This is a genomic window from Nonomuraea sp. NPDC048826, from assembly GCF_043198225.1.
Taxonomy (GTDB): domain Bacteria; phylum Actinomycetota; class Actinomycetes; order Streptosporangiales; family Streptosporangiaceae; genus Nonomuraea.
On sequence record NZ_JBICUQ010000003.1, the window covers coordinates 34,091 to 51,310 of the forward strand.

At 71.5% G+C, this 17,220-nt stretch carries 16 protein-coding genes; 9 read left to right on the forward strand and 7 right to left on the reverse strand.

Going from position 1 to position 17,220, the window contains the following annotated elements; genetic code table 11:
* Nucleotides 1–54 precede the first annotated feature (54 nt).
* Entirely contained in the window at nt 55–1,644 is a 1,590-nt protein-coding gene (locus ACGFI7_RS10720; RefSeq protein WP_393401997.1) for an alpha/beta hydrolase, read from the forward strand.
* A gap of 36 nt (nt 1,645–1,680) precedes the next feature.
* Complete coding sequence (locus tag ACGFI7_RS10725; protein WP_393403883.1) at nt 1,681–2,523, forward strand: GNAT family N-acetyltransferase; 843 nt, start codon at nt 1,681–1,683, stop codon at nt 2,521–2,523.
* 7 nt (nt 2,524–2,530) lie between these two features.
* Here ACGFI7_RS10725 and ACGFI7_RS10730 read toward each other — a convergent pair whose 3' ends face one another.
* A complete protein-coding gene (locus tag ACGFI7_RS10730; RefSeq protein WP_393401999.1) occupies nt 2,531–2,908 on the reverse strand; it encodes a DUF3037 domain-containing protein in 378 nt (125 codons plus the stop codon).
* Nucleotides 2,905–3,714 (reverse strand): HipA family kinase, encoded by an 810-nt coding sequence (locus ACGFI7_RS10735; RefSeq protein ID WP_393402001.1) that lies wholly within the window; start codon nt 3,712–3,714, stop codon nt 2,905–2,907. Before ACGFI7_RS10735 ends, ACGFI7_RS10730 begins: the two co-directional genes overlap by 4 nt.
* Nucleotides 3,715–3,792: 78 nt before the next feature.
* Here ACGFI7_RS10735 and ACGFI7_RS10740 point away from each other — a divergent pair, with 78 nt between their 5' ends.
* Nucleotides 3,793–4,251 carry a MarR family winged helix-turn-helix transcriptional regulator gene (locus tag ACGFI7_RS10740; protein ID WP_393402003.1) on the forward strand — a complete coding sequence of 153 codons (459 nt, stop codon included), beginning with the start codon at nt 3,793–3,795 and terminating at the stop codon, nt 4,249–4,251.
* On the opposite strand, the gene ACGFI7_RS10745 is transcribed toward ACGFI7_RS10740, so the two are convergent.
* On the reverse strand, nt 4,217–4,744 hold the full coding sequence (locus ACGFI7_RS10745) for a hypothetical protein (RefSeq protein ID WP_393402005.1): 528 nt from the start codon (nt 4,742–4,744) through the stop codon (nt 4,217–4,219). The two genes, ACGFI7_RS10740 and ACGFI7_RS10745, sit on opposite strands and share 35 nt — an antisense overlap.
* 61 nt (nt 4,745–4,805) lie before the next feature.
* On the opposite strand from ACGFI7_RS10745, the gene ACGFI7_RS10750 reads away from it, so the two are divergent.
* The 4 genes from ACGFI7_RS10750 (at nt 4,806) to ACGFI7_RS10765 (ending at nt 10,665) form a co-directional block, all read left to right on the forward strand.
* Nucleotides 4,806–5,369, forward strand: coding sequence for a TetR/AcrR family transcriptional regulator (locus tag ACGFI7_RS10750; RefSeq protein ID WP_393402007.1), 564 nt, complete (start codon nt 4,806–4,808; stop codon nt 5,367–5,369).
* A 21-nt stretch (nt 5,370–5,390) separates the two neighbouring features.
* Nucleotides 5,391–6,947 (forward strand): protein kinase, encoded by a 1,557-nt coding sequence (locus ACGFI7_RS10755; protein WP_393402009.1) that lies wholly within the window; start codon nt 5,391–5,393, stop codon nt 6,945–6,947.
* A 106-nt stretch (nt 6,948–7,053) separates the two neighbouring features.
* The gene (locus tag ACGFI7_RS10760; RefSeq protein ID WP_393402011.1) at nt 7,054–9,699 is read left to right on the forward strand and encodes a serine/threonine protein kinase; all 2,646 of its coding nucleotides are present in this window, start codon (nt 7,054–7,056) and stop codon (nt 9,697–9,699) included.
* Between the two features lie 42 nt (nt 9,700–9,741).
* Nucleotides 9,742–10,665, forward strand: a complete 924-nt coding sequence (locus ACGFI7_RS10765) for a hypothetical protein (protein ID WP_393402013.1) — start codon at nt 9,742–9,744, stop codon at nt 10,663–10,665.
* Between the two features lie 566 nt (nt 10,666–11,231).
* Here the strand turns inward: ACGFI7_RS10765 and ACGFI7_RS10770 are convergent.
* Nucleotides 11,232–11,765: a TetR/AcrR family transcriptional regulator gene (locus tag ACGFI7_RS10770; RefSeq protein ID WP_393402016.1), complete on the reverse strand. Its 534-nt coding sequence runs from the start codon at nt 11,763–11,765 to the stop codon at nt 11,232–11,234.
* A gap of 100 nt (nt 11,766–11,865) precedes the next feature.
* On the opposite strand from ACGFI7_RS10770, the gene ACGFI7_RS10775 reads away from it, so the two are divergent.
* Nucleotides 11,866–14,073, forward strand: coding sequence for an MMPL family transporter (locus ACGFI7_RS10775; RefSeq protein ID WP_393402019.1), 2,208 nt, complete (start codon nt 11,866–11,868; stop codon nt 14,071–14,073).
* A 116-nt stretch (nt 14,074–14,189) separates the two neighbouring features.
* On the forward strand, nt 14,190–15,533 hold the full coding sequence (gene gdhA, locus ACGFI7_RS10780) for an NADP-specific glutamate dehydrogenase (RefSeq protein ID WP_393402022.1): 1,344 nt from the start codon (nt 14,190–14,192) through the stop codon (nt 15,531–15,533).
* A gap of 4 nt (nt 15,534–15,537) precedes the next feature.
* Here the strand turns inward: gdhA and ACGFI7_RS10785 are convergent, their stop codons facing one another.
* From ACGFI7_RS10785 to ACGFI7_RS10795, 3 genes are all read right to left on the reverse strand, one after another.
* On the reverse strand, nt 15,538–15,975 hold the full coding sequence (locus ACGFI7_RS10785) for a hypothetical protein (RefSeq protein WP_393402024.1): 438 nt from the start codon (nt 15,973–15,975) through the stop codon (nt 15,538–15,540).
* An 84-nt stretch (nt 15,976–16,059) separates the two neighbouring features.
* A complete protein-coding gene (locus tag ACGFI7_RS10790; protein WP_393402026.1) occupies nt 16,060–16,704 on the reverse strand; it encodes an ArsR/SmtB family transcription factor in 645 nt (214 codons plus the stop codon).
* Nucleotides 16,704–17,201, reverse strand: coding sequence for a cupin domain-containing protein (locus ACGFI7_RS10795; protein ID WP_393402028.1), 498 nt, complete (start codon nt 17,199–17,201; stop codon nt 16,704–16,706). The genes ACGFI7_RS10790 and ACGFI7_RS10795 overlap by 1 nt, the downstream gene beginning before the upstream one ends.
* Between the last annotated feature and the right edge of the window lie 19 nt (nt 17,202–17,220).

A 17,220-nucleotide genomic window follows, 5' to 3' on the forward strand; every position in this document is an offset into this window, starting at 1 on the left:
CCGGGCCGCTACGTACGGGAGTATTTCCTCTCCGAGGGATAGGGGAGGAGCCGGGTGAAGCGGTTCGTGGGACTGGTCGGCGGCATGGCCGTGCTGGGCGTGTGCGTGGCGCCGATGAGCGTGGACGCCGAGGCGAAACCGGGAGCCGTGCCCGCGCAGGTCGCGTGGGGCGCCTGCCCGGTGAAGGCCGACGACAAACTGGCCACCGTGGCGGCGGGCCTCGGCGTCGAGTGCGGCACCGTACGGGTGCCGCTCGACTACCGGGAGCCGTGGGGGCACGCCATCAAGCTGTCCGTCAACCGGGTCAAGGCCAAGGTGCCCCGTGACGGCAACCATCTGGGCGTGCTGCTGGTCAACCCGGGCGGCCCCGGCGCGTCCGGCCGCGACCTGGCCGTGTACGTGGCCGCGCTGCTCCCACGCGAGCTGCGGGAACGCTACGACGTCATCGGCTTCGACCCGCGCGGGGTGGGCGCCAGCCAGCCGGCCATGCACTGCGTCGACCCCGAGGCCTACTACCGGCCGCCGCGCGCCGACGCGGTGCCGGGCACCCGCGCCGACGAGAACGTGCTGCTCAGCCGGGCCGCCGACTACGCCAGCCGGTGCGGCAACCGCTACTCGTGGCTGCTGCCGCACATGAACACCGAGAACGTCGCCAGGGACCTCGACCGGATCCGCGCCGCCCTCGGCGAGCGGCGCATCAGCTACCTCGGCTACTCGTACGGCACCTACATCGGCGCCGTCTACGCCACCCTCTTCCCGCACCGGGTCAAGCGCCTGGTGATGGACAGCGCGGTGACCCCCGACGGCGACTGGTACCGCTCCAACCTGGCCCAGAACCGCGCCTTCGAGGAGCGGCACCGCTCGCTCATGGCCTGGGTGGCCCGGCACAACCGGGTCTACCGGCTCGGCCAGTCCGCCAGGCAGACCAGGTTCGCGTGGTACGCGATGCGCTCCCGGCTGGCGGAGCGCCCGGCGGGCGGCGTGGTCGGCCCGAGCGAGCTGGACGACACCTTCAACGTCGCCGGTTACAGCGACAAGGTCTGGCCCGAGCTGGCCACCGCCTGGTCCGCGTACGTACGCAAGGGCGACGCGAAGCCGCTCGTGGCCGCCTGGGAGAAGCACGGCAAGAACGACGCCGAGGACGAGAACGGCTACGCCGTCTACCTCGCCATCCAGTGCCGCGACTCGGCCTGGCCGCGCGACTGGAACGTCTGGCGGCGCGACATGACCAGGCTGCACCGTGAGGCGCCGTTCCTCACCTGGCCGAACGCCTGGTTCAACGCGCCGTGCGCGTTCTGGCCGGTGCCCGGCGGGCAGCCGGTCAAGGTGCGCGGCTCGTGGCGGCTCCCGCCGATCCTCATGGTCCAGTCGCGCGGCGACGCCGCCACCCCGTTCGCGGGAGCGGCCAAGATGCGCGGCAGGTTCCCGACCGCCCGCATGCTCGTCGAGGAGGGCGGCGAGCACGGCATCTCGCTCGCCGGCAACCGCTGCGTGGACCGCCACCTGGTCGCCTACCTCCAGGACGGCACCCTGCCGGCCCAGGGAGCGCGCTGCGCGGCCAAGCAGGAGCCCCGTCCGAAGGCCGGGATGCGGTCCCGCGCGGCGTCAGGTCACGAAAGGCTCACCGACGTGCTGGCCAGATGAGCTATTCCGTGGTCGTTCGCGTAGTCTGACCATGTGATGCTGCGGACATCGGCGTCGCGCGTCCTCGACGACAGCGACCGGGACGAGGTGCTCGCTCTGCTCGACACCGACCCGGTCGCGAACGTCTTCGTCGCGTCCCGGGTGCGGAGCGTGGGGCTCAACCCGGCCCGGCTCGGCGGTCAGATGTGGGGGTTCGGGCCGCGCGGCGCGCTCGTCTCACTGTGCTACGCCGGGGCCAACCTGGTACCCATCAACGCGGGCCCCGAGGCCGTGCACGCCTTCGCCGACCGCGCGCGCAGGCAGGGCCGCCGCTGCTCCTCGATCGTCGGCCCCGCCGACGCGGTGGGGCAGCTGTGGGAGCGGCTGGAGCCGCACTGGGGCCGGGCCCGCGCGATCCGCTGGGCGCAACCGGTCATGGCGACCACCGGCCGGCCGCCGGTGCCCGCCGACCCACTGGTGCGGCGGGTGCGGCCGGAGGAGTTCGACATCCTGCTGCCGGCCTGCGTGGCGATGTTCACCGAGGAGGTCGGCGTCTCGCCCAATCTCGGCGACGGCGGCGCCCTCTACCGCACGCGGGTGTCGGAGCTGATCCGCATCGGCCGCTCGTACGCGCGGATCGAGGGCGGCCGGGTGGTGTTCAAGGCCGAGATCGGCGCGGTCACCCCGCAGGCCTGCCAGATCCAGGGCGTCTGGGTCCACCCCGAGCTGCGCGGCCACGGGCACGCCGTGGCGGGCATGGCCGCCGTCGTGGAGGCCGCGCTCGACTGCTTCGCGCCGCTGGTGACGCTGTACGTGAACGACTTCAACCATTCGGCCAGGGCGGTCTACCGCAGGGTGGGATTCCACGAGGTCGACACGTTCATGTCCGTGCTCTTCTGATCGCTTTTCAGACCCGTACGAGCTTCTCGAAGAGCCGGGTCAGCTCGGCCTGGGGGTCGGCGGTGAGGCCGGCGTGCACCGGGCCGGTCTGCACGATCGTGCTGCGGGGCGCGGTCAGCCAGCGGAACCTGCCGCCCAGCGACTCGGCCGACAGCGGCCCCGCCTCGTCGCCGCAGGCCAGCTCGTAGGCGCTGAGCGCCTCCTCGACCCGCTCGACGTCGGCCGCGGGGTCGAGAGCGCGCAGCCGGGACGCGTCCAGCTCGACCCGCGCGCACAGGTAGCCGCGCGGCTGGCAGTAGAGCAGCACGCCCGCGTTGATCAGCTCGCCGCGCTCCACCCGCGGCACCACCCTGATCGTGGCGTACTCGTAGACGTCCCTGCTCACCCGCGCCCACCTCGCCAGAACTCGCCGACCGACCCGGGCCCGGACCGCTGCGCCCGCGGCGCCGTCTTCGTCAGCCACCCGCCGGGGCCGTGCGCCCGCCGTGACAGATGATCGACGTACGCCTCGCGCACGGCGGCGGGTGAGGCGAAGCCGGGCTCGCCGTCGAGCCACTCGTCGGGCACCAGCGCCGTCACCTCGGCCAGCAGCTCGGGTGTGATCATCGCGGTCAGCTCGGCGGCCGCCTCGTCGACGCCCTCGGCGAACGGGGCCAGCACGTGGTCGCCCGCGTCGAACGGGCGCTGCGGGTCGGCCGTCTTCCAGTTGTGGTGGAACCAGAGCGCCGCGCCGTGGTCGATGAGCCAGCTGTCGCCGTGCCAGAGCAGCAGGTTGGGGTTGCGCCAGGTGCGGTCGAGGTTGTGGATCAGGCCGTCGAACCAGACCAGCCGGGCGGCGAACGCCGGGTCGGGGGTCCAGGCGAGCGGCTCGAAGCCGAGCGCGCCGGGCAGGAAGTCGACCGCGAGGTTGCGGCCCGCGCTGGCCTTCAGCAGGTCTTGCACTTCCTCGTCGGGCTCGCGGGCGCCGAGCTGCGGGTCGAGATCGATGATCTTCAGCTCGGGCGTGCGGAACCCCAGGCGGCGGGCCAGCTCGCCGGAGATGATCTCCGCGACCAGGACCCGGCGGCCCTGGCCCGCTTCGCGGAACTTGACCACGTACGTGCCGAGGTCGTCGCCCTCGACCACGCCGGGCAGCGACCCGCCCTCCCGCAGCGGCGTCACATAACGCGTCGCCACAACCTGTTCCAGCACCAGCAAAACCTACCGCGTCCCGGGCGTTGGCTATGTAGTTGTCGCGACAGTAGGTGTCGTAACAGCTATGATCGGGGTATGACTGAAGCCTCGATCTCCCTCGTACTGGGCGGCGGCTCCCTGCTGGCCCTGGTCGGGCGGGAGCTGAACACCGAGACCGAACGCCTGCTCGCCCCGTACGGTCTGACCGTCCAGCAGACGGCCCTGCTGCTGGGCGCCGCCACCGGGACCGCCACGCCGAGTGACCTCAAGGGGCGGCTGGGCACCGACACCGCGGGCATGACCCGGCTGCTGGACCGGCTGGAGGGCAAGGGGCTGGCGCGGCGGGTGCCGCATCCCGGTGACCGCCGTTCCGTCCTCGTCGAGCTCACGCCCGAGGGGCTGGCGCTGGTGCCGAAGCTGGCGCCGATCTTCGGTGAGGTCAGCCGCCGGGTGTTCGTCGGATTCTCGGAGGAGGAGATGGCCCAGATGGCCGGCCTGCTCCGGCGGGTGCTCGACAACCTCAAAGAGCCCGCGAGCGCACCGCCGAGAGGATGAAGCGGCGGATGAGGCCGCTGCCCGGCCGGATGACCATCCAGTAGGGGCGGAAGGCGCGCAGCGCGTCCGGGCTCGTGGCCGCCACCCGGGTCTCCGTCGTCAGCCGGATGCGACCGCCTTCCTCCTCCAGGAAGAAGGCGAACGCGCCCTTGGCGAACCCGGGCCGGTCGAACGCCTCGAACTCCGCGAGCGAGCCGACCGGGACGTCCTCCGACCTGCCCAGCCGCCACCACTGGCCGATCAGGCCGAGCACCAGCTCGCGGCCCGGGTCGACGACCAGCGGGGTGAAGGGGGTCCCGCCCTGCGGCGTGCGCCCGTGGACCAGGCGGGAGACCAGGGCGCGGGCGGCGACGAGCGGCTTGGCCAGGGGCACGTCGTCCGCGCTCAGTCCGACGAGCGCGTCCCACACGCGCTCCCTGGAGGCGTCGATCAGGATCGCGTGCCGCTCGGACACGTCAGGCCGGGGGATGAGACGTTCGGCACCGTTGATCATCGGAGGCTCCATACGGTTGCGTATGGTCCACTATACGGCACCGTATGGAAAGCTGGACAGCGTGGGTCGACTGAGCGCGGACGATTGGGCGGAGGCGGCGCTGGCGGCGCTGGCCGACGGCGGCGTCGCCGCCGTCGCGGTGGAGCCGGTGGCCGCCCGGCTGGGGGTGTCCAAGGGCAGCTTCTACTGGCACTTCGCCAACCGGCGGGCGCTGCTGGAGGCCGCGCTGCGGCGCTGGGAGACGCAGACCGAGCAGGTCATCGCCCTGCTTGAGGACGTGCCCGACCCGCTGGAGCGGATGCGCACGCTGCTGGAGCGGGCGTTCGGTCAGGGCCGGGACGCCGCGATCGCGTTCCGGCTGATCAGCGAGGCCGACGACCCGCTGGTCGGCGAGGTGGCGCGGCGGGTGAGCGAGCGGCGCCTGGCCTACATGGAAGGCATGCTGCGCGAGTTCGGGCTGCCCCCGCAGGAGGCCCGCCGCCGGGTGCTCGCCGCCTACGGCGGCTACCTCGGCGTCGCCGCTCTGGTACGGATCGGGATCATCCCCGACATGCCGGACGACCTGGCCGACGTGGCGATGGCGGAGCTCGGCCTGACCTCCGGCGCCTACGACGGCCTTACATGATCCCTGTCATAATGACGCCTTATGTCCGAGCTCAGAGCCGATGACCCGCGCAGTCTGGGCGGCTACCGGCTCTCGGCGCGGCTCGGCCACGGCGGGCAGGGCGTGGTCTACCTCGGCCACACCGACCAGGGCGCGCAGGTCGCGATCAAGCTGCTGCACGCCAGCCTGTCGGCCGACCCGGTGGTGCGCCGCCGGTTCCTGGCCGAGATCGAGGCCGTGCGCAGGGTCGCGCCGTTCTGCACGGCCCAGCTGCTCGACGCCGACCTCGAAGGCGACCGGCCCTACCTGGTGAGCGAGTACGTCGACGGCGTCTCGCTCCGCGAGCACATCACCGACCAGGGGCCGCGCACCGGCGGCTCGCTCCACAGGCTGGCCATCGGCACCGCCACCGCCCTGGGCGCCATCCACCGGGCCGGAGTCGTCCACCGTGACTTCAAGCCGGGGAACGTGCTGCTTAGCCTCGACGGGCCGCGCGTCATCGACTTCGGCATCTCCCGGCTCATCGACGGCACCGCCACCACCGGCAAGATCCCCATCGGCACGCCCGCCTACCTCGCCCCCGAACGCATCAAGGGCGAACCGGCCGGGCCGCCCGCCGACCTGTACGCGTGGGCGCTGACCGTCGCCTACACGGCCACCGGCCGCCACGCCTTCACCGGGGCGACCCACCAGGAGGTGCTCGCGCGCATCCTGTACGGGAAGCCCGACCTGGGCACGCTGTCCGGGCAGCTCAGGAGCATCGTCGACGCCTGCCTCGCGCCGGACCCGGCCGACCGGCCGGACGCGGAGGAGGTGCTGCGGCGGCTGCTCGGGCAGGCCGCCACCGGCGACGTCCTCACCTCGGGCGCCATGGCCGCACTCGGCCCGCCGGCTCCTGTCTCCGGCCTGCCGCTTCCCGCTTCCGGGCCGGTGGCTTCTGCTTCGGGCCCGTCGGCTCCTGTCTCCGGCTCGTCGGCTCCCGCTTCTGGTCTGGCGGCTTCCGGCTCCGGGGCGGTGGCTTCTGCCGGGTCTGTGGGGATGTCGGGTGGGGTGGAGGTCACTGCCCCGTCGGCCGAGAGCGTCCACTCCGACACCGTCGCGTGGCGGATGCCGGTGATGTCACGGTCCGAGGTGACCGGGAGCCAGGCCCTCGCCCGGCTCGTCCACACCTCCGGATCATCCGTACCGCCGCCTGCCCCCGAGAAGCGGCGATTACCGGTGTGGCCGTTCGCCGCCGCCCTGGGGGTGGCGCTCGCGGCGGGGGCGTTCGCGCTCTGGCCGGCCGCCGACGGGATGACCGGCCACTGGACGGGCTCGGCCACGCATCCCGGCGCCGGACGCGTGTTCCCGGTCGACATCCGGCTCGAAGAAGGCACCGGATCGAGCATGCGCTGGGGCGCCGACCTCCACTGCTCCGGCGTGCTCCGGCCCACGACGGACGACCTCGCGTACGAACTGCTCCACGTCGCCGGCGCCGAATGCCATCCGGGAACGCTCCGCATACGGCCCATCGGCGACACTGACCAGATGGCCATCACGGTCACACGCCAGGGTGAGCGGGAAGTGACGTATTCGGGCACGGTCGCGCGCTCGTCCTGAACCCGGACGGTCACGGTCAGGCGGCGATGGCCCGGCCGCCGTTGACTCTCCGGCACCGGCTGCTTCAGTGGAAGGGTACGAGGGGTGGCGGCGAGGGGAGGCGCCCGTGCCAACGGCGCAGCCGCTCAGGACGGGGGATCCACGGACGCTCGGGCCCTACGAGCTGTCCGGTCGTCTGGGCGAGGGCGGGCAGGGTGTGGTGTACCTCGGCGCCCTGGCCGGAGAGAGCTACGCGGTCAAACTGCTCCACGGTCCGGTGGGCGACGGACGTGGGGCGTTCCTGCGTGAGGTGGAGCTGGCCAAGCACGTGGCCAGGTTCTGCACCGCGCAGGTGGTGGACGCCGGGTTCGACGAGGGCAGACCGTACATCGTCAGCGAGTACGTCGACGGGCCCTCCCTGGCCCGCGAAGTCATGCTCACCGGCCCGCGGCGCGGCGGCGTCCTGGAACGGCTGGCCGTCGGCACCGCCACGGCCATCGCCGCCATCCACCGCGCGGGCATCGTGCACCGCGACTTCAAGCCGCAGAACGTGCTCCTCGGGCCCGACGGCCCCCGCGTCATCGACTTCGGCCTGGCCCGGGCGCTCGACGCGGCGGCCACGCTGACCAACCGGAGCGTGGGCACTCCCGCGTACATGGCTCCCGAGCAGATCACCGCGAGCGCCGTCACCGGGGCGGCGGACGTGTTCTCGTGGGGCGCCACGATGTGCTTCGCGGCCAACGGGACCGCGCCGTTCGGGCAGGACTCGGTGGCGCCGGTGCTGCACCGCATCCTCACCGCGCCGCCCGACCTCGGGAGCCTGGACGGCCGGCTCAGGAGCCTCGTGGAGGCGTGCCTGGACAAGGAGGCCAGGAACCGGCCGACCAGCCGTGACCTGCTGCTCGAACTGCTGGGGACGTCGGAGGGGTTGCCGGCGGAGGTGCTGCGCTCACCTCCGCCGCACATCCTCCGCCCCGTTCCCCCGCCCACCGGCCCCACCCCGCTCGCGGAACCGGAGCACACCGGCACCCCGGACGCCTACCACCTAGCACCGCCGCCGGGAGCGGGCTGGGGTACCGCGCCCGAGAGGCGGGAATCGCCGTCGGAGGTGCACTCGGACGCCGGGGTTGCGTGGAGAGCAGGGGTCAGGTCGGCGGCCGAAGGGCCTGAGGCTTCGGACGGCAAGCCCGCGCCGGGTACGGGCGAGGGCGAAGACCGGCGGCGGCGCTGGGGGGCGGGTCAGGAGGGCACCGGGACAGCGGCGGGAGCAGGCCGAGGGGAAGACGTCAGCTCGGCGTTCGGGGCTCTTGGGGTCGCGGATGACGGCGCTGCCCCGGGGGGTAGGGCGTACGGCACTGCCGAGGGCTCCGGAGCTTCCGGCGGCCCAGGGGCCCTTGAGGTGTCCAGGGCTGCCGAGGTGGTCAGGGGTGGGACCTCTGAGGCCCACGGGGTAGCCGGGGTTGGCGGTGATGCTGGGACTGCCGGAGCGACTGGGGCGGCCGTCGACGGCGCGGACGCTGCCGGGTCAGTTGGGGTGGCCAGGGAGGAAGGGGGCGTCGGCGGGTCGGCGTTCGGGGTGGCGGGGGCCGGTGGTGGGGCGAGGCCGAGAATCGGAGGAGCCGCCTACCGGGGGTCGCCCGCCGGGTATCCCGTCGAGCGGGTGCCACGCGAGGTCGCTCCTTCTGAGAGGGCGCTGCATGAGGTCGCTCCTGAGAGGGCGGTGCGCGAGGTCGCTCCTCCCGAGAGGGCGGTGCGGATACCCGCTCCGCACAAACCGGTGTCGCGCGTACCTGATTCGTACGAGCGGGTGGGGATTACGCCGCCCGGTGCGTACGCCGCGGAGTTGCCGGAGCGGCGACGTGACTCCAGGCGGGCGTTGGGCAGGGCGGGGCTGGCCGCGGGCGGGGCGCTGCTGGTGACGGGGGCCGTGCTGGTGACCCTGTTCGTGCCGCTGTTCAGGGAGGACGGCGCACAGGTGCGTGCCGTCACGCCGACGTCCTCGCCCACCGCTGAGCCTTCCGGCCAGGCGGCCAAGGACCGGCCGCCTACTCGGCAGCGCGTACGGGACGAGCGGGCTCCGGCGTCGAAGGAGCCGTCCGTACGGAAGCCGGTCCAGATCGCCGTTCCCACTCTGACCGGGCTCTCCCGCGCCGCCGCCGTAAGAGCCCTCGAACGGGTCGGCCTCACCGCCGGCGACGTCACCAAGGTCGACTCCCCTCGGAAGATCGGCCAGGTGCTCGCCTCCCGTCCCGCCGTCGGCGTCCACGTCGCCAAGGGTACGGCCGTGGCGCTGGAGGTGTCGGCGGGCGTACGAGTCCCCGCGGTCGCCGGGATGCGACGCAAGGCGGCCGAGTCGGCGGTCACCGGTGCCGGTCTGAAGGTGGGCGAGGTCTCCACCACCTGTTCCGCGAAGCCCGAGGGTCAGGTGCTCTCCACGGCCCCGAAGGCGGGCGCCCGCGTCTCGGGCGGCACCGCGGTGTCCCTGGTGGTGGCCCGCAACGGCGCCCCCGTGCCCGGCGTGGTGGGCCAATCGCGCGACGGCGCGCTCGCCGCCTTGCGTGCCGCCGGGCTCGTCCCGGTGGTTCAGACCCAGGTGGTCGAGGACGAGTCCCAGTGGAACGTCGCCCTCGCCCAGACTCCACCGCCGGACACCTGCGCCGTCCCCGGCAGCCGCGTCACGATCACCGTCGGCGCGAAACCCCCGGACGGCCCCGACCCCACCGAACCCACCCCCACCCCGACGGTCACCCCCGACCCCTCGACCGAACCCTGAGCTTTGGTAAGCGCTCCGTAATTACGTGATAACGTTTCGTACATGCCATCGGCGCAGCACGAGGCCCTCCACCGCATCTTCCAGGAGGAGCCCTCCCTCTTCTCCCGCACCCTCAAGGCGCTGGACATCCCCTTCCCGGAAGTGAGCTCGACCTCGGTCGTCAACACCGACCTCACCGAGATCCTGCCGATAGAACGACGCGTGGACACCCTGCTCAACGCGAAGTCCGAGCACGGCGACTACCTGGTCATCATCGAGTCGCAGGGAAGGCGTGACCCCAAGAAGCCGTCCTCGTGGGCGTACTACATCAGTTATCTGCGCGCGAGGTTCCAGCTTGAGGTCGTGCTCATCGTCATCTGTCAGGAGGCGTCCACCGCGCGTTGGGCGCGATCTCCGCAGTCGACCGGCCTTCCGGGCAGGCCGACCCTGACCATCTGGCCGATCGCCCTGGGGCCCGACAACGTCCCCGCGATCACCGACCCGGCCGCGGCGGCTCAGGACGTGATCCTGGCCGTGCTCTCCGCGCTCACGCACGCGCTCTCAAGCAGCGTGAATGTCATACTGGAAGCGCTCGCAGCAGCGCTGGCCACCATCGACATCGACGGCGCCGGCTTTCTCGCCGAGTTGACCGAAGTGGGCCTCGGAGACGGTGAGGCCCGACAGCTCTGGAGGAAAATGATGTCCACCGGGACCTATCGCTACCAGTCCGAGTTCGCCGAGCTACTGCGGGACGAAGGACGAGAAGAAGGACGACGAAAGGGCCGAGAAGAGGGCCGAGAAGAGGGCCGAGCAGAGGGGCAGGTTCGGGGGGAGACTCGGTCGATTCTGCTGCTGCTCGAGCGTAGGGGTGTGGCTGTCTCTGATGCGGCGCGGGCGCGGATCGAGGGGTGTGCCGAGGTGGCGCAGCTGGATACGTGGCTCATGCGGGCGATGACTGTGACCACGGCGGACGAGCTCTTCGACTGAACCCCTCGACGGCTCCGTTGTTGTCCGCGATCGCGGCGCGGTGGGGCGAGGTTCTTTGCGACGAGCGTGGCGGACGGGCCCGAGAAGGTCTTCCGACGACGCCGGCTTACTTGCTGAGTTGACCGAAGTGGGCCTTTGAGACACTGGGGCCCGACAGCTCTGGAGGAAAGTGATGTCCAGGGGGACCTATCGCTACCGGTCCGAGTTCGCCGAGCAACTGCGGGAAGAAGGACGACAAGAGGGCAGGCAGGCTCGGGGCGTGGTCCGGTCGATTCTGCTGGTCCTCGAGCATAGGGGTGTGGCTGTTTCTGATGCGGCGCGGGCGCGGATCGAGGAGTGTGCCAAGGTGACGCAGCTCGATACGTGGCTCGTGCGGGCGATGACTGTGACCACGGTGGACGAGCTCTTCGACTGACCCCCTCGAAGGCCCCCATCGCTGTCCGCGATTGTGGGACGGGGAGGGGGTGAGGTTCTCTGTGGCGAGGGTGGCGGTCAGGGGCCCGAGGTGCTCTGTGGGGTGAGGCAGGAGCTCTCGGCCGGTGGGCAGGCGGCAGGGATCTCGCGGGTCAGGGGTGTTCGATGGCGAGGGCTGTGCGTAGGAGGACGTCGTGGACCTGGTCCTGGGGGAGGTCCATGGTGTGGACGACGGCCGATTGCAGGGCGCCGAGCAAGGCCCAGCCGCGTACCGTGGCCTCCTCGTCCGGCTCTGGGCCGACGAGTCTGAGGTAGATCTCGTCGCGGAAGGTGCGTACGGCTTCGCCCGTCGAGCCGGGTGGGGCGGCGTCGGCGGTGCCGAGGTCCTCCATGAACAGCCGCATGACCGCGCGGTGCCGCACCATGAAATAGACCAGGGACGTCACGAAGGCGCGGCGGTCGGCTGCGAAGTCGGCGCCCAGGAGGGCGATGAGGTCTTCGGCGGCGGGGGCGATGAGTTCGGCGGCGAGCTTGTCCTTGGGGTGGAAGTGGTAGGCGATCGCGGTCTTGGTCAGACCCACGGCGGCGGCGATGTCGGCCAGCGACGTATGGGCGTAGCCGCGCTCGGCGAACAGCTTGCGGGCGGCGGCCAGGATACGGCTGCGGGTGTCGTCGGCTGTGGTCATCGTCTCATTTCCGGGTTCGCGCTAGAACTCCTCATATGCCGTTTTATCCTAAGTCTGTACGACCGTACAGGACGGTCGTTCCGATCTGGGGGTCTTCGCGATGGCGCGCTTTCTGGGCCGGCTGGGTGGCTGGTGCGCCCGGCACGGGCGGCTCGTCCTGGCATTATGGGTGACGCTCGCCATCGCCGCGATGGGGGGCAGCCTGGTGCTGGGCAGCCCGGTCAGCAACGAGGTGAAGATCCCCGGCACCGACGCGCAGCGGGCCCATGACCTGATGCGTGACGGTTTCGGCCCGGGGTTCGAGGCCGGCGGGACCGTGCAGCTCATCGTCTACTCCCCGGACGGGCCGCTCATCGAGGAGTCGCGCAAGCAGGCCGTCGACGACGCGGTGGCGAACATCCGCAGGCAGGAGCACGTCAAGAAGGCGGACTCGCCGTTCCACATGGGCGGCATCTCCTCCAACCTGCAGATCGGCCTCATAACGGTGCGGCTCGAGGGGCATGACACCAGCAAGGTCGCCGAGAACACGCAGAAGATCTCCAAGGCCGCGGAGCCCGCACGGGCGGCGGGGCTGGAGGTCGTCGCGAACGACAGCTCGACCCCGGCCGACAAGGAGATCAAGACGGGGCCGAGTGAGATCATCGGCGTGATCTGCGCGCTGCTCGTGTTGATCTTCGCTTTCGGCACGCTCACCGCCGCGCTGATCCCGATCTTCACCGCGCTGGTCAGCGTGGCCACGGGGCTGGGTGTGATCGGGCTGCTCGGGCATGTCATGGACGTGCCGAAGCAGGCCGGGATCATGGCCACGATGATCGGTCTCGGCGTGGGCATCGACTACGCGCTGTTCCTGCTGTCGCGTTACCGGCGGCTGCTCGCCTCCGGCATGCCCGTCCAGCAGGCGGTGCGCGGCGCGGTGTCCAGTTCGGGCGGTGCGGTGGTGTTCGCGGGCGGCACGGTCGTGATCGCGCTCACCGCGCTCATGTTCGCCGGGTTCCCGTTGCTGGCCACGCTCGGCTGGATCACCGGCATCTCCGTCGTGATGGCGGTGCTCACCTCGATCACGCTCGTCCCCGCGCAGCTGGGGCTGCTGGGGCATCGGGTGAACGCGCTGAAGGTGCCGTTCCTCGGCCGCCGTCCGGAGTCGTCCGGGTGGAGCGCGCTCGGCACCTGGGTGGCGGGCCGGCCCTGGACCGTGCTGATCGGCAGCGTGGTCGTGCTGGCCGCGCTCGCCGCGCCCGCGCTCTCGCTCAAGCTCGGGCCGATCGACGACGGGTACGGGGCGAAGGGGTCGGAGCCGCGGCGGGCGTACGAGCTGATGACGGTCGGGTTCGGCCCCGGGAGCACCGGGCCGCTGACCGTGGTCGCGGCCTCGTCCGGCGAGATCACCGAGGCCGCCGCCGACCGGCTGGCCGACCGGATCGGGGACCTCGACGGCGTCGCGCACGTCGGCGAGCCCAACCTGAACGACTCCGCTCGGGCGGCCATGATCCAGGTGATCACCGACTACCCGCCCAGCGACGCGCGTGCCGCCGACCTCGTCCACGAGATCAGGACGTTCGACGGGGACGGGCTGGAGGTGCACGTCGGCGGGGAGGTCGCGGCCCTGACCGACGCCGCCGACCGGCTGACCGAGCGCACGCCGCTGGTCATCGGCGTCGTCGTGCTGCTCAGCGCCCTGCTGTTGCTGCTGGCGTTCCGGGCTCCGGTGGTGGCCGTCAAGGCGGCGCTGATGAACCTCATCTCGCTCGGCGCCGCGTTCGGCGCGCTGGCGGCGGTGTTCTCCTTCGGCGTCGGCAGTGGGCTGGTGGGCATGGATCCGCCCGCGAGCGCCTCGTTCGTGCAGACGCTGTTCTTCTCGGTGCCGATCGAGAGCTACGTGCCGCTGATGCTGTTCGCGGTGCTGTTCGGGCTGTCGATGGACTACGAGGTGTTCCTGCTGACCTCGGTCCGGCAGGCGTACCTGAAGCACGGTGACAACGCGCGGTCCGTGGCGGAGGGGCTGGGGTCGACCGGCCGGGTCATCACCTCGGCCGCGCTGATCATGGTGGCGGTGTTCACCGCGTTCATCGCGTACCCGGACTCGATGGTCAAGACGTTCGGCGTCGGCCTGGCCGTGGCGATCGCCGTGGACGCCACCGTGATCAGAGGGTTCCTCGTGCCCGCCACCATGGTGCTGCTGGGCCGGGCCAACTGGTGGTGCCCGCGCTGGCTGGATCGGCTGCTGCCGAACCTGTCGGTCGAGGGGCACGAGGAGGAGCCCGCCCCGGTCGTCCCCGCGGAGCGGCCACGGGCACACGCCGGCACCTGACCTGGATACTTCCGGCGTCAGCCGGGTAGGCGCAGGTCAGGTGCGGGGGTGGGTGAAGCTCACAGTCAGCGTCCTCGTATGGTGAGGACGCGTATGACGAACGAGTTGGAGAATCCGTGTTGCACGAGAAGCTGTCGTCGATCTATGACAACGTCCTGCGTCGCAACCCTGGGGAGATCGAGTTCCACCAGGCGGTGCGGGAGGTGCTGGAGAGCATCGGCCCGGTTCTCGGCAAACACCCCGAGTATGCCGAGTCGAAGATCATCGAGCGCATCTGCGAGCCCGAGCGGCAGATCATCTTCCGCGTGCCCTGGGAGGACGACCGCGGTGAGGTGCACATCGCCCGCGGCTTCCGGGTCGAGTTCAACAGCGCGCTCGGCCCGTACAAGGGTGGGCTGCGCTTCCATCCGTCGGTCTACCTGGGCATCGTGAAGTTCCTCGGGTTCGAGCAGATCTTCAAGAACAGCCTCACCGGCCTGCCCATCGGCGGTGGCAAGGGCGGCTCCGACTTCGACCCCAAGGGGCGCTCGGACCGTGAGGTGATGCGGTTCTGCCAAAGCTTCATGAACGAGCTCTACCGGCACATCGGCGAGTACACCGACGTGCCCGCCGGCGACATCGGCGTCGGCGGCCGGGAGATCGGCTACCTGTTCGGCCAGTACAAGCGCATCACCAACCGCTACGAGTCCGGCGTGATCACGGGCAAGGGCCTCGCGTACGGGGGAGCGCGGGTCCGGACCGAGGCCACCGGCTACGGGTGCGCGTTCTTCGTGGACGAGATGCTCAAGGCGCGCGGCACGTCGTTCGACGGCAAGCGGGTCGTGGTGTCCGGGTCGGGCAACGTGGCCGTCTACTCGATCGAGAAGGTCGAGCAGCTCGGCGGCGTGGTGGTGGCCTGCTCCGACTCCTCCGGGTACGTGGTTGACGAGAAGGGCATCGACCTCGACCTGCTCAAGCAGATCAAGCAGGTGGAGCGCGGCCGGATGGACGCGTACGCGGCGCGCCGCGGCCCGCACGCGACGTTCGTGCCGGGCGCCAGCGTCTGGGACGTGCCGTGCGAGGTGGCGATGCCGTCGGCGACGCAGAACGAGATCACCGGCCGCGACGCCGCCACCATGGTCGCGAACGGCTGCGTCGCGGTGGGCGAGGGCGCGAACATGCCGACCACGCCCGAAGGCATCAAGGTGTTCCTGGAGGCGGGCGTCGCGTTCGGCCCCGGCAAGGCGGCGAACGCGGGCGGCGTGGCCACCAGCGCGCTGGAGATGCAGCAGAACGCCAGCCGCGACTCGTGGAGCTTCGACTCCACCGAGCACCGGCTGCAGGAGATCATGGGCGACATCCACGCCCGCTGTCTGGAGACGGCCGACGAGTACGGGATGCCGGGCAACTACGTGGCCGGCGCGAACATCGACGGGTTCCGCCGGGTGGCGGACGCGATGCTGGCGCTGGGCCTGATCTGAGGCATCAGGTCGCGGGCAGGGCGGTGGCCAGGAGGATCACGCCGACGGATCCGACCAGCGAGGCCACCGCCATGGCACGGGCGAAGCCGCGCCGCCCGGCGCTGCTGGCCCAGCCGTGCAGCGCCGCCGTCGCCATGACCGCGGCGAACAACACCAGCTTGGCGACCAGGATGCGGCCGTAGCCGGGCTCGGTCAGTGACTCCCAGGTGACGCCCTTGTGCCAGGCGATGGCCACGCCGGTGCCGATCTGCAGGGGCAGGAACACCGCGCCGGTGAACATGCCGAACCGCCGGCCGACCGCGTTCATCACCTGGGCGCGCCGCTCCTCGTCCAGCAGGCGGCGGGCCAGCGGCAGCACCACGAGCGAGACCGTGAGCTGCCCGCCCACCCACAGCGCCGCCGACAGCACGTGCAGGAACCGCACCACGGCCCACCAGGTCACTCCGTCACCACCTCCATCGCCCGACCCTCACCGTATCGCCGCCTGTCGGGAATGGGCCGGGCACAAGGGCGGTAGCGGGTGGGACTAAAGTCCTCGCACCGTACGTCCCGAGCGCCGCCACGCGGTCAGCCCGCCCTCCAGCGGCCGGGCCCGGAACCCGTGCTCGCGCAGCAGCTCCACGGCCCGAGGCGACACCACGCAGTAGGGGCCTCCGCAGTAGGCGATGATCTCCTTGCCGCCGGACAGCTCGCCGAGGCGTTCCTCCAGCTCGCGCAGCGGCACCGACACCGCGCCCGGCACGTGGCCGTCCGCGAAGGCGTCGGGCGAGCGCACGTCGAGCACGAGCGTCCCCGGATCCGCCAGCCTGGCGGCCAGCTCGTCCGCCGACACCGTCTCGTACGAGCCGAGCAGCTCGGTCACGGCGTCGCGCAGGTCGGCCAGCCGCTCCTGGGCGAACCCCTGGAACGCGCCGAGGAACCGCGACACCCGTTCGTCCGCCAGCCGGTAGTAGACCCGGGTGCCTTCCTTCCTGGCGGTGACCAGCTGGGCCGCGCGGAGCTGCTGGAGCTGGGCCGAGGTGTTCTTCAGCGGGATGCCCGCCTCCCGGGCCAGCTCCTCGACCGTGCGCTCGCTCTGGTCCAGCACGTCGAGCAGGCGCAGCCGCACCGGGCTGGCCAGCGCCTTGCCGATGCGGGCGAGCTGCTGGTAGACGGGCTCTTCCGGGAACATCACACCATGTACTGGTCGTGGCGGCTGTAGAGCTCGGTCCACTCCTCGGGGCTGAGCTCCCGCTCGTTGGCGGCGATGTCGGCCAGCGCCTCGAAGTATCCCTCGCGGGGCGCGCCGGGGGTGAACAGGATCAGCAGGGACGCGGGTTCGCCCGACTCGTTCCTGAACCCGTGCACGCCGCCCTCGGGGACGAACAGGAAGTCGCCGGTGGTGCCCTGGACCCACTCCTTGCCGTTGTAGAGGCGCACGGCCCCGGACAGCACGTAGAAGGACTCGGTCATGGTGCGGTGGAAGTGCGGAGTAGCGCCGCCCGGCCGGGGTCCCATCTCCCACCGGTACAGGCCGAACGCGCCGTTGGTGGACTCGCCGGTGCCGAGGTAGTGGACCCGGGTCCCGGGGTCCTTGCCGATCACCAGGTCAGGGCCCTGCGTCGCGGGCCGGATCCGGCCGGTGGCCTCGCCGGTCTCGCCCAGGTAGCGCGCTTGGGGGTACGACATGGGGGTCTCCTCTCAAATT